Raw genomic sequence first — 14,623 nt, 5'->3', positions numbered from 1 at the left:
TATCAGATAGACTCAAGAAATTTAATAAGGGCATCTCTATCTTCTTTTGACAGGTTCCGGTATTTTTGTTTTGCAAATTTGGCATCTCCTCCGTGCCACATAATTGCTTCTGTATAATTACGCGCACGCATATCATGCAGATGATCACTGGCTCCTGTGCATTTCTGCGAAAGTCCGCGTCCCCACAATGGAGTCGTGCGACACCATCCGGTACGTATGTTATTTACCATTTCGAGCCTGTGCTGCAGAAAATCCGAGTATGGCCATATTTTTTGATATGGATAACGGGGAAGTTTTCCTTTTACCATCGGATCTCCGGCGTAATCGTCGGCAGCTGTAGTCCATGATGGCCGGTGGCACGAAGCGCAACCGATTTCCAGAAATTTCTTCTTGCCTTGCTGAACCACAGGATCGTCGAGATTACGGGCAGCCGGAACAGCGAGTCCACGGTGCCATACCATAAAATTGATATATTCCTCATCCGTCATTTCCGGAGTAAGTTCTTTCGACATCAGATAATCATATATTTCCTGCTCTGTTTGACCCAAGGCCTTCTGAATATCTGTATTTTTTGACATTGCAATTGCATAGGCTTCAGTAATATAATGATAGCGTCTGTCGGAACGGGTAACATTGGTTATATTCCAGATTGCATTTGCTCCCGGCCCGTTTTGCAGAGTACCTCTTGTCAGTCCGTATGTATATCTTCCTGGATGAGATGTACCATCGACTTCTTTAATAAAGTTCTCGGGCTGGTATTTAGCATCATTAAGTGTATAGCCTAAACTCTTCTGTCGTTGGTATTCGGCTATGATCGAATCGTCATGAATCGCATCTATCAATCCTGTACCGTAAATACCTATTGTGGCTTCCAGACGAACTTTATAGTAGTCCGGCATAGGGACATTGAAAGCCGACCTGTCGATAGTAACTTCCGGATATATCAGGCTGTAAGTTTCGCCATCGGGAAACTGGTTTCCGTATTCGTCAGTGTGGTTCAGCCATTCTATTTTTATTCCCGATTCGTCGATCGGAGGTAAAAAAGGAGCTACCGCTTGTGTCTGAGGCATACCGGTTAACTGGCTTATATAGTTATCGTTTGCGTCAGTGACAACAAGAAGATAACCGTTGCCATAATCTTTAGAACGGTATTGTTCCATTCTTTTGCCGTGCCCATATCCGGGATGGCATGTAATGCAGGAACTGCGAACGTACGCCGGGCCTAGGCCATGACGCATGCCGGATGTGTTTGTCAAATAAGGGTTTTCGAAAAATGCTTCTCCATACTTAAATTGTAACGACATTTCAGAAGATTCTTCTACAGCAGGAGTCGGCTGTTCATATGCATAAGGGGTAGTGTTAAATGTCGTGCCTAATTTTCCTCCGCTGTAGTATTCTTCGGCTAACTCGTTGTTAGGATCGGGTGTGTTTGTATTGCTATTGTTATCATCGCTGCAATTTGTCAGTAAGAGAAATAAAACTAACGTAGTTGTGTGTATACAATATAGTCTAAGCTTTTTCATATAGATTTTTTAGCTATATAAGAGAACAGTATATTTCAGCTGTTCTCTTCATTCTTTATTATTGATCTGTAATTTTCGTTCTTATTTTCTTATAACGGTTTTAGCCTTCGCCAGAATGGTACCCAGTTCGTTACATGCTTTCATCGCTTCTCCAGCTTGGGTTGAAGAATAATTCAGAGCAAACGGATATGGAATAGCTTCGATTTTATCTATTGCATTTTCTATTGCATTTTTAATTTCGGTATCAACATCCGGATCAACACTCTGGATATAGGCACTAAGTGAAGCTCCGCGTTTACTTTCTATTCCGCCCATGTAAGCATTTCTGATACTTTTGATATTTCCTACAAAGTCGACTTTAGAATTATAGCTGTATGGAGATTCAATATAATTAATGTCTTCTCCTGTATATGGTTGTCCTATTTTCATTGCACCTACTTCATCTGCAATAGTAATACAACCCTCAAGGATTGTTTCACAAGCGTCTGTTGCCGATTCACAGAATGCGGTAGTTCCCGGATTAAGCATAGCTTCTCCATAGTAATAAGAAGTGCTTTCATAAGTTATCTTAGCATCCATAGCCAATAGTTTGGCTTTTTTCTCAGCTGTAACGTTATCGATTCCTGCCCATGCAGCTTCCAAACGGAAACATTGGTTACGAAGATCACCTGCAACTGCAACAGCATAGATCAATTCATTCTCTGATATTTTAGATACATCTTTTGTGCTTCCATTTTGGAATATAATGTACTCTATACCATGGAATCCTAGTAAACCGTCTTCGAAGAAATTTCCTGCCCAGATATCACCATCTTCAGCACTCATTCTTTCTATGTAAGTACTGTTGGTGAGTATAGTAGATTCAAGAGCATTTTTATCTAGGGGCCATGTGTCGATATGTGGATCAATACCGAAATCGTCGGCTGGACCGTATAACCATGCTTCGCTTAGTTCCCAATAATCTCTTGTCTTTATCCAACTGTCTGCAACGGCTTTTACATTTGCATTGGTTTTATTTGCCTTTAATTCTACAAGAGCATTGTACAATGTTATAGTTTCGTCGGCTAGTGATGTGTAAGTTGCAATAACGGTATTGTTTACATATTGTTTTGAGATTGCCGTTAGAGTTTTATCTTTCTCAGTGTCATCGGTTTCGTTATTGTCATCACTACAGGCTGTAAAGCCATATGTAAAAGTTAATGCGAAAATCGTATAAAACGAAAGCTTAAATAATTTTTTCATTTGTTCTGTTATTATTTGAAGTAAAGAATTATCGGGTAAAAAGTCCGGCATAAGCTATACCGATAGACAAACTGTTTTCATTATTGAATTGGCTCTTTAATAAGCCGGCAGAATATTCAGCTTTGATGACTACCTGTTTCAGAGGGAAGTAATTTAGCCCTCCGACAATCCGCTGTCTGCCGCACCACTCACTTTCGGTCACATTTGTTGCCGTTTTGTACATTGAGTCGTAATATTCATAGCGTCCAAACACATATAGTTTTTGGTTGTCTTGTTTCAGTTTATTTATGTGAGAAAAAATATCGTATCCGGCTTCAAAGCCAATTGCAATCGCATCCGAAGCTACATTTGTACGGGGGGAGGGAGAGTTCTTGGAACGGCTTTTGTTAAATTGCGAGATAGTTTCCGAGTCACCTAAATGCCCGTAATCAAAGTATCCACGTGCAATGATGTTATATCCTTTATATTCAAAATCGAATGTACCGATGGTAACAGCTCCTTTAATTTTCTCATATTTTACAGCATCAGTTGGTTGCATATTGTTATTGAAGCTGTGTCCGTAGTAACCGCTTACACCCATTCTAAGTCCCCGAACAGAATAATTGTCTATACGCAACACTCCGGCATATTTATTTGCTATTTTAAACTCATAAGGAGAAGCTGAGCCACCTTGTATCCAACCTTTACGGTCGAATAATTCGGAGTCGAGTCCTGGGATAAACTGGGCTTCGTAACGCCATTTACCTATATTTCCCCAAAGGCTGATTCCCGTTTCATGCCAAGTACAGGGCATAATTGTGTTTTCTCCTTCGGGGCGGTATACAGTAAAAAACTGTGTCGGTAAGTGGTTTGCATTTGTATAACCAACAGGAACAACAAAATGTCCTATCCGGATATTAAGAGCAGGAGTAATTGTTTTTTCGATCCAGAATTGTTCTAAGGCAACCTCTCCGCCGCGTTCTATTTCGCTCTCGTATTCTCCGGCTTCTTCAGCTTCGAGTTCAATTGCAGCTTCGGTTCCTCCGTGTTCAAATTCAATTTCGGCATTCATTCTCCATCCTTTACCAAAATCATAACCTATAAAAAATGTTACATGCGGAATGTCAAACCGGCCATGACTTTTGGCATCCTTGTAATCAGAGGCATGTGAGTACCGATTGATATTATCGCTGTAGAAGTTCCGGCTCATTGCAATTTCGCCATATCCGCCTAATTGTAGTCTGGATAACGCTTTTGATAGGCTTATTATCATATCTGCGTCTTTTTCAGGTATTGATATTTGTTTATTTACCTGTTCATTTTTAAGAGAATCTTGTGCTGATAATTTGTCTGTAAAGCTGGAATAAAAGAAAATGCAAACAACAAAGATGATAAGTGTCTTTTTCATTATTTTAATAAAAATAAGTTAATTCGTGTTTTGCAAAATTATTAGGTTTGAAAGATTCTATCAATACCTAATAAATATGATTTATGAAGTTGTGAATACCTAGATATGATGACAAAAACACAAGATTATGTGTGCTTATTTGACACTTTTATGAATATATCTAAGTTTAGGTCGCATATGTTCAACTGTCTTATTCAGCTTCTTCTGTTTCAGGAGTACATAAAATCTACGGATAAACGGGAGATCAGTTTGCCTTATTAGTTAATCTCAATCAAAGTGAGATTTTGTAAGATGTTGAGGATTAATGAGCCAATAGCTTATTGGTGGTGTGGCAGGCAGTGGATTGTCGGAGGGCTAAATTACTTCCCTCTGAAACAGGTAGTAAATAAAGGTGAATATTTTGTTTTACCGATCAGTAATAATTTTAGCTTAATCAATTGCTTATATTTAATTATCAATTAATTTTGTGCACTTTTTTACAAGACGTTATGTTTGATTTATTTTTAATAATAAACTACACATCCTTTGTTTTGCTTAACGATTTATAGACATTATTTTATCTATAGTATAAACAACATTTATTTAGATATTTATTTTACAAACAAATCTTCACAAAATGAAAAACAAACTCTATCTGCTTTTACTGAGCATAATGCTCAGTATATCAGTAACACAGGCGCAGCTATCAAAATCAGTAAATGTAACAACGCCAGGGTCACTAGCTACATTACTTGGTAATGACATGGCGTACGTAACAGAACTAACCTTAACTGGTACTATTAATGCATCAGACTTTACTTCTATAAAGAGTATGTCTGCTTTGAAAGCATTAGACATGGGAAATGTAATCATTGATAATGGAATGATTCCCAATAATGCTTTTCAGGGAAAGGTTATGGATAAACTAATTTTACCGTCTAATGTCGAATCAATAGGAACAAGTGCTTTTGCAAATATCACTATTCCCACAATTGATTTTAGTAGCTGCCCAAACTTAAAAAGCATGGGAACAACCGTATTCTCAGGAAGTAAGATCGGTAATAATATCATAGACTTTAGTCAGAATTTGAGCTTGTTAACTTTTACATCAGGAACCTATGGCGCTACAGGAGCATTTACCGGTTATGGAGGCCATGTAATATTACCAGTAACAATGAAAGTTTTACCGGCTCATCTTTTCAAGAATTTTACTGGTACTGTTGATCTACCCGCAGGCCTTGAAGAAATAGGAAGCCAGTCTTTTATGGGAGCAAACTCCAGCCGGGAATTAGTAATCCCCAGTTCTGTTATAACAATTGGAGATAATGCTTTTTCAAATATCACTATTCCCTCAATCGATTTTAGTAGCTGCTCAAACTTAAAAAGCATGAGTGCACCTGTATTCTCTGGAAGTAAGATTGGTAATAATATTGTAGATCTCAGCAACTGTTCGAGTCTTGAGACTTTTTCTGTAGGAACTTATGGTTCTTCGGGGACATTTACAAACTATGGAGGCCATGTCGTATTACCTACATCTATGAAAATATTACCAGGATATGTTTTTATGAATTTCTTAGGATCTGTAGAGCTACCGCAAGGATTAGAAGAAATTGGACAGAATAGTTTTTATGGAGCAAAACTATCTAGCCAAGAACTGGTTATTCCTATTACTGTAAAAACGATTAAAGATAATGCTTTTGCAAATATTACTGTCGCGAAACTAGATTTTAGCCGTTGCCAGAATTTGACCTCATTAGGGGTATCCGTATTTTCTTCTAGCAAGATCGGGAACAACATTGTAGATTTCAGAACAAACTCGAGTCTGTCAAATTTTGCTGTTGGATTTTCGAATACTTCAGGAGCTTTCAGTGGTTACTCCGGACATGTGATTCTACCTCGGGACATGAAAGTTCTTCCTAATTGTATGTTCATGAATTTCTATGGTTCTGTAGATCTACCTCCGGTACTAGAAGAAATCGGCATCAAAAGTTTTTATGGAGCAAAGTTATCCAATGGAGAATTAGTCATACCGAATACAGTTCTTAAGATCTTGGAATCGGGCTTATCTACGGCTGTTTTAGAGAATTTGACCCTTCCTACAAGTCTTCAATCACTTGGAAACAATGCCTTTTCTGGCATATCAATCCCAAAACTAGATTTTAGTCGTTGCCAGAATCTAACCTCATTAGGGGTGTCCGTATTTTCCTCCAGTCAGATTGGGAACAACATTGTAGATTTCAGTACAAACTCGAGTCTGTCTAATTTCGCTGTTGGATTTTCGAATACTTCAGGAGCTTTCAGTGGTTACTCTGGACATGTAATTCTACCTCGGGACATGAAAGTTCTTCCTGATTGTATGTTTATGAATTTCTATGGTTCTGTGGATCTACCTCCGGTATTAGAGAAAATCGGAATCAAAAGTTTTTATGGATCAAAGTTATCCAATGGAGAATTGATCATACCGAATACAGTTCAAGAAATCTTAGAGTCAGGGTTATCTACAGCTACTTTAAACAAGTTAATCTTACCCGCAGACCTACAAACAGTCGGTAACAGCGCCTTTGCCGGAATATCAGTCCCCTCAATAGATTTCAGCAGATGCCCAAATCTTCAGAGTATGGGAGTAACAGTCTTTTCCTCTAGTAATATTGGCAATAAAACTATTGATTTAGGAACTAACTCGAATCTGTCAAATTTCGCTGTTGGATTTTCTAATGGCTCAGGCGTTTTCAGTGGTTACTCCGGACATGTGATTTTACCTCGTGACATGAAAATTCTTCCTAATTGTTTATTTATGAATTTTTATGGCACAGTAAATCTACCTGAATCATTAGAAGAAATAGGCATTAAGAGTTTTTATGGGGCTAAGTTATCGAATCAAGAATTAATTATACCTAGAACAGTAAAGACTATTAGAGATGATGCTTTAAATATAGCGGAACTAAATATACTTGTATCATTTAACCCGATTCCATCCTCTTTGGGAAACAGAGTATTTACCGGAATAGACAAGACTAAATGTGTACTATTTGTACCCAAAGGTTCTGTCCCGCTTTATGCCGTTGCTGATCAGTGGAAAGATTTCCTCTCGATAGAGGAATATACCGTATTCCTGAAAAATAACCTAGAATTAAAAAAGACAGAAAATACTAATCTCTACAAAATTATAACAACAGATAATTTCAATATTGAGTTATCTGCCAATATAGTGTCTAAGGTGCGTATTGGGCTTTATTATGTAAACGGAGTATTTGCCGAAGATATAACTAAATCGGTATCGGGTAATACTTTTACATGCCAGATATCACAGAATATCCAGAACGGGAGCTATAACATAATCCCTTACTTCATAGAAGACGGCGAACGTAAATTGGTTTCGCGTTTGACAAAAACCCACCTGGTTGATCGTTTACCTGTGACTGTTGAAAATAATTGGAATACTGTGTCGCTAAGAAATTCAGCAGCAGAAGTCAATGGTAATTTATTAATAGATACAGGAACTACTGATTTAATGGAGATTACGGCTGGGAGTACATTTAAAGTATTCGCTAATTCCACTTATCCGGCTAATGTAGCTTTGGGACTCTTTAATCCAGAAAATGGTTTTCTTATTTCTCTCGTGTCGCAGTCTGTATCAGGGCGAATTTATACATGTAAAATACCATCGACTATCATATCAGGTAAGTACACGCTTATACCATATCAGAAAGAGAATGAAAATATTCGTTTTACGGAACGAACTTTGGGCAAAGAGTACTTGGTTGACCGTTTGCCAATTTATATAACAGAAAATGAAGAAGAACAACCGGGTACAGATCCGGGGCTAACTCCTGATCCGGACATTGATTTTCCCGATGAAGATTATCAAGATGATAATATTACAATCCATGATGACAATATAGAGCCATCTGGAGATTTTGTTAATAGTTTTATTGTCGAATACTTTTACGATGCATCAGGAAACAGAATAATGAAAGAGATTACCCTATTACCAGTATTGGTTTCGGAAGGTTCCAATAATGCAATAACAGATGAAACATTCAAAAACAAGGTAATCATTTATCCTAATCCAACAAAAGGCAAACTTGATATAGAAATTTCAGATACAGAAGGAACAGAATTAGTCCAAGCCCGGATCTTTAATATTAATGGTCAGATAATTGATAAACAATCTATAAAAGATAGAATATTAAGTTTTGACTTGAGTGGTAATCCTTCCGGTGTATATATTCTTGTACTCGAAATAGGTCAAAAGCGCAGTACATGGAAGATTATAAAAGAATAAAATGCAGGTAAATGTTTATCAGTAATAAAAAAATAACGATGAAAAAATCTATTATATATATAATTACAATATGCTTCGTGTGTACGTTGAGTATTCTTTCTTCTACCTTGTTTGCTAAGGCAGATGGAAATACGACATATTTACCGGATACAAGCAAGGATGTAGGGGATATCCCTTACGAAATCAAAGTAACCCCTCAAGGTGCATTGACATATACAGTGCCCATAGAGTGTTATCAAAGTCCCAATGGATTACAACCTAACATATCTCTGGTATACAACAGTATGGCTGGCATGGGATCCGTTGGTATGGGCTGGTCTATTGGTGGTATATCAGCAATAACCCGGGTTAACTCTTCTAATTATTATGATGGAGAGGTTAGAGCAGCCAATTTATCAGACACATGCTCTTTTTCTTTAGATGGAATCCGGTTGGTGAAACAGGAAGGTACAAGTTTCCTTATAACAGAACAGGGTAATATTCTTGTTAAACCGAGCATAGAAGATGATGGCAATTTTAGATTCGAAGTATTCTATCCTAATGGAAACAAAGCAACTTATCGAAGCAACTGGCTGGCTGGTTCCCAGACCTATCTTTCGTATCCGATTACTAAGATGGAAGATAAAGTCGGAAACTTTATTTCGTATGAATATGAGTTTGTAAATGGAATAGCTCATATTAAGCATATATATTATTATGCAGCAAATAACTTTAACCAGATCGGCTCAGTTCATTTTCAATACACTCCAATAACCTCCAAAGGAGTCCCTTTCTTCTTCGATGGAGTAGAGGTTAGTCAGACCCGTTTATTGAATAGAATTCAGATTCAGGGAGTTATGGCTGCCAACGATATTTATGATATAAATCTGTCTTATAAGTATGTAGAAGAGAAGGATACATATTATCTGGAAAAAATAGGAAAAAAGCATACAGGAAGTAATAAAGAACTGAACCCGTTAACTTTTACTTATGGAAAAGATAAGGAAGAAAATCTAAATATTACTCAAAGAGAATTAACTGGTTATCCAACAACACTAGATAGTATTGTCTCTCTAATTCCTGTTAAGTTTTCATCGAAAGAGGCTACAAATGGATTAATTGTAATGCCTGAGAAATCAATCTTTAATTGGGCAGCGTCTTTAGATTATAATATAATTCCAGGTTTTTCCGGTTATGCTAGTGGTGGTAATGCATATATCTATAAAAATGTATCGGACACAAAAGCCTTACCACTAAAGTTAGACTTGAATAGTCCCTTTTTTATAAAGAGTCAAGATGGAAGAACTGTCCAGCTTCAAGGACATTTTAGAGGACTTTATACAATTGATCATAAAGGTGATGGAAATAACGTAATTTTCCAGATAGTAGAAAAAACCAGGCTCTATGATGAATATAAAGATATTTCCACGCAACGTTTTACCTTTTGGAGAGGTGAAAATTTTGAGACGAAAGACAGCATAACAATTGATATCCCCGAAAAACATGTAATGTATAAAAATAAAGGAGAGACTATCTCAAATATAACACGAAGTTATTTGGTTGGTGACTTTATCGGAGATGGTTATGAAAGACTATTGTATATAACACATCACAAAGACTTTAATGAAGATACAAGAGCTAGCTCTGCTATTGTTATTGATTTTAATCAGAATGCAGTCATATACAATAAAGAATGTTTCGATGTATCATATGGGGATATTGTTTGCGCAATAGACTTTGATGGAGATGGGAAAAATGAAATTTTCCATATGAATGATAAAGGTATGTATGTCTACAAGTTTACTCTGGATACAGGATTTACTAAAATTGCAGGCTATGATATGCCTTATATGCTTCCGAGTACAAACAACAAAACAGGAAAAATAGGTCATATATACTTATTTGGAGATATGAATGGAGATGGTAAAACAGATGTTATTCGTTCTCCTATATCAAAAGAATTAGCTAACGATAAAGATTATTGGACTTATTATTTTTCGAATGGTAGAGATGGCTTTGTTCATGCAGACTATACACTCGAAGAAACGGCACCTTTTTATTCCGATAACAAATATATATTGCAGGATGTAGATGGTAATGGTTTACCTGACTTAGTCATGTTGGATCAGGATGGCATCGTTTCTATTTATAAGAATATCAAAGGACAATTCAGGGCAGGCCCTATTGTAGCTCCTGATAAAATAGACAAACGTAGTAAGCTGGTAATTTCACGTGTTCGCGAAGCTAATAAGTTGTATCCGGTAATGGGTATAAAAGAAAAGAATCTGGCTTTGATAAATAACTCGGTTAATGAACAGGAAGATAGGCTGATGGCTACATCTGTAAACAGTTACGGAGTAGAAACCAAATATACTTATGGAACATTAACCAATAAAGAAATTTGTAGTGTCGGTGAACAAGATACAGTCCCTTTTCCGTACAATTATCTGATAGAAGATATTTTTGTATTGAAAGATATTAAAACAGAATTGAACGGGGCAAATATCTCGTCCGGATCTTACAAGTACCACAATCCAGTAGTACACCGTCAAGGACTTGGATTCCGGGGATTTGAGCAGGTGGCGATAACAGATAATCTTAGAGGAAAGACCACTATCCAAAATTATGATCCGTTAAAGTTTGGAGTATTGACAAGTGTACAAACACCAACGATGACCGTAAAAAGCGATTATGATGCCCTTGTAGCAAAGAATAAACAATTACAGTTGCTTCTGAAAAAAGAAGTTCAACAAGATTTATTAAGGGGAACATCAGTAACTTCAAACTTCAAATACGATACATACGGTAATCTTACAAATAAATCTGTCGATTACGGCGATGGCATTAATAACGAAACAAGTTATAAACTGGAAAATATTGATAACGGCTCTTCTTACATATTAGGACTATTGAAAGAAGAACAGCAAACCAGTACACGTGCCGGAGCATCTTCGTCCTCGAAGGCAGAGATAAGTTATAACAATCTGTTTTTACCTGTATCAAAGAAAAATTATTATAACAATAATCAGGTTTCGGAAGAAGCGTACGTATACGATGCATCAAATAATTTGCAACAGTTACAAAGCCGTAATTATACATCGGCGGATTGGTTGACGACGAAATACGAATATGATACTTATGGGCGTAAAGTAAAGGAGACAGATCCTTTAGGCTTATTTACTGTTTACGAGTATGGAGGAAAAGATCGTCTGCAATCGGTTAAAAACCACAAAGGGCACACTATTTCATATACATATGATAGCTGGGGTAATAATACCTTAACCACTTATGCCGATGGAACAACCGAAAGCATGGCCCTTAATTGGGAAACAAGCCCACAAGGAGCAGTGTTTTCTATAACTACAAAAAAATCAGGCGAACCTGCTTCCAAAATATATTACGACGCTTTAGGACGCGAAATCCGGACCGGATCACAACGTTTTGACGGAAGCTATCTGTATACAGACAATATATATGACGAACTAGGCAGGTTACAAAAAACATCCTTGCCATTTAAAAGCGGATCGCCAAGCCTTTGGAACGAGTCTTCTTACGACACCTATGACCGTATTAAGTCGGTTACTTATGCCTCAGGAAAGAAAGACACCTATGCATACAACAAGCTGAAAGTAAAATCGGTTATCGATGGCATAGGATCTCTTAAAACTTACGATACCAGCGGAGAAGTAATCCGTGTTGCAGACGCTTCGGGTAGTATAATGTATAACTATCGTCCTGATGGACAACCAAAATCCATAGTTGCGCCCGGAGATATAACCACCTCATTCGAATACGACCAGTACGGGCGTCAAACAGCTATTATTGATCCAAGTGCCGGAACAAAACGCTTCGGTTACGACTTGGCAGGCAATATCAATAAAGAAACCGATGCACGGGGAAAAGTTACTAACCTGACCTATGACAAATACGGTCGTCTGACGAAAAAAGAGGTGGTCGGAGAATTTACAACCACCCATCAATATACAGCCGATAACCTGCTGGAAAGTGAGATATCGACAAACGGAACAGCAAGGACGTATACCTATGACAACCTTTTCCGTTTGAAAACGCAGAAAGAATCCATACTAGACGGTAAGTGGCTCGAAAAAACATTCGACTATCTCTCTGATGGCAACGTAGGCAGCATAAGTTATAAATCTCAAAGTGGTAATATAGCAACCGAAAACTACGAGTACACCAACGGACATCATACCGGATTGAAACTCGACAATACCCTTTCAGTCTGGAAACTGACAGCCGAAAACGATCTGGGAATGCCCACAGCATCACTGACCGGAAATATCGAAAGAGGATATACCTACGACGCATACGGATTACCCACAGGGCGTACACTGAAAAACGGGAGCAGCATAATACAGAACTTCGGATATAAATTCGACGCCAAAACCGGTAATCTCCTTTGGCGAAAAGACAACACCCGTAATATTCAGGAAGACTTTGTGTATGATGACCTGAACCGTTTGACCCGGTTCGGCAGTACAACCATACAGTACAACAACCAGGGAAATATTATCGATCATTCGGCAATAGGCTACTTTTCGTACAGTAAAAACAAACCCTATGCTATAGAAAAAGTACAACCCTACACCGAGAATCTGCCGCAACATCAACAGGATATTACTTACAATGCCCAGATGCGCCCGGTAAGTATAGCCGAGAACGGTTATAAAGCCCTTTTCAGCTACGATACAGATGGCAACCGTATAAAAATGAACCTGATGCGTAACGATACGCTTCAACGGAACCGCTATTATGTAGGCGGTATTTACGAAATAGACGAAACCCTTGCAGGAACAAGCGAAAGATTGTACCTTGGCGGCGACGCATACAGTGCAGCGGCGGTGTATGTAAAAGAAGCCTCCGGCTGGACGGTAAACTATATCGGACGCGACTATCTGGGTAGTATCACCCATGTAATGGATCAAACAGGAGTTGTAAGACAAGAGCTTAGTTATGATCCATGGGGACGCTTTCGCAATCCGGTAGACCAAGCCCTATATGATCTTAACGAAAGAGTTACTTTAGTTCTGGGAGACAGAGGTTATACGGGTCACGAACACTTGTCTGTATTCGGGCTGATTAATATGAATGCCCGTCTGTACGACCCGGTTATAGGTCGTTTCCTTTCTCCTGATCCTTATGTACAAGCTCCCGATTTTAGCCAGAACTTTAATCGGTATAGTTATGCGTTGAATAATCCTTTTAGGTATACTGACCCCAATGGGGAGTTTGCTTTTATTCCGATAGCAATTATAGCAGCAGCGGCATTTGCAACAGGTTATGTTGCACACGGCATAGCCACAGGTAATTGGGGGATGGCTGCTATTTATAGTGGAGGTTTAAGTGCTTTAGCTTCAGGAATAGCTGCTTCTACAATGGGGGTCGGTACTCTAAGCGGAGCATTGGTGTTTGCTGGAAAGGATGTTGCTAACACATTACTATCTAATATAATAAAACCAATACCTGTGAATGTTCCTTTTCTTTCTGAAATAAATGGATTCGGGGTATCTATCTCGCCTGTAGCGATGTTAACTGCCGGTGTTGGGAGTGTAGCACTTGGAGGTGGATTTCGTATAGGAGCAGCTGTAAGTGTATCCCAAAAGATTGGAGATTGGACGTTAATGGCTAATGGTTCTATGTTTGGAGGTGGTGCTGGAAACAATTTAAAGAATACCTTATCAGGAGGATTTGCATATGATGATGGAAAACGCGGATTTTCATATATGTTCAATAGATATAATTATAGCAACGAACCAGGAGGCAAACAATCTACAGGAACAATAGGAGTCCGATACAAAGATCTTTCTATAAAACATGAGAATGACTTGTTTGCACGAAGTGGAGATAAACAAAGAACCGCAGCTTTAGAAGTGGGCTATAAGGGATATTCTGCCGGTTTTAATATTTATACAACAGATCCTTCAAGAGATGAATATGGAGTAAAAATGACAGAAGAACATGCTCAAAATAGAAAAGGGGTGTATGATGGTGGTTACCAACTTGCATCACCTTTTTATATTGGGGTTCGACAAGGAAATTCTACAACTAAGATAGGAATGAATATTCCTCAGGTTGGCTGGTTTCAAAATGCAATGCACAGATATTTGACTAAAAATCCTGATTTTCATTATGGAACATACAAAAACAATTTTATACAAAAAGGAACCTGGACTAATTCAAATTCTCTTTATACATATTAAATAAAAA

General features: G+C 37.9%; 5 protein-coding genes. 2 read left to right on the top strand and 3 right to left on the bottom strand.

The genetic code is table 11. From position 1 onward, the window contains the following. Positions 1 to 2: 2 nt before the first annotated feature. From BUC12_RS04075 to BUC12_RS04065, 3 genes are all read right to left on the bottom strand, one after another. Positions 3 to 1,523, bottom strand: coding sequence for a di-heme oxidoredictase family protein (locus tag BUC12_RS04075; protein ID WP_062176591.1), 1,521 nt, complete (start codon positions 1,521 to 1,523; stop codon positions 3 to 5). Positions 1,524 to 1,604: 81 nt separating this feature from the next. Beyond that, on the bottom strand, positions 1,605 to 2,765 hold the full coding sequence (locus tag BUC12_RS04070; RefSeq protein ID WP_062177013.1) for an imelysin family protein: 1,161 nt from the start codon (positions 2,763 to 2,765) through the stop codon (positions 1,605 to 1,607). A 28-nt stretch (positions 2,766 to 2,793) separates the two neighbouring features. Further along, complete coding sequence (locus BUC12_RS04065) at positions 2,794 to 4,152, bottom strand: hypothetical protein (RefSeq protein ID WP_087880235.1); 1,359 nt, start codon at positions 4,150 to 4,152, stop codon at positions 2,794 to 2,796. Between the two features lie 616 nt (positions 4,153 to 4,768). On the opposite strand from BUC12_RS04065, the gene BUC12_RS04060 reads away from it, so the two are divergent. After that, entirely contained in the window at positions 4,769 to 8,416 is a 3,648-nt protein-coding gene (locus BUC12_RS04060) for a leucine-rich repeat domain-containing protein (protein WP_062176596.1), read from the top strand. 38 nt (positions 8,417 to 8,454) lie between these two features. Next, positions 8,455 to 14,616, top strand: a complete 6,162-nt coding sequence (locus tag BUC12_RS04055) for a polymorphic toxin type 23 domain-containing protein (RefSeq protein WP_175552603.1) — start codon at positions 8,455 to 8,457, stop codon at positions 14,614 to 14,616. The last annotated feature ends 7 nt before the right edge of the window (positions 14,617 to 14,623 follow it).

The organism is Indolivaga macrotermitis, assembly GCF_900128985.1.
GTDB lineage: Bacteria > Bacteroidota > Bacteroidia > Bacteroidales > Dysgonomonadaceae > Dysgonomonas_A > Dysgonomonas_A macrotermitis.
This window is presented reverse-complemented; position numbering and strand designations above follow the sequence as displayed.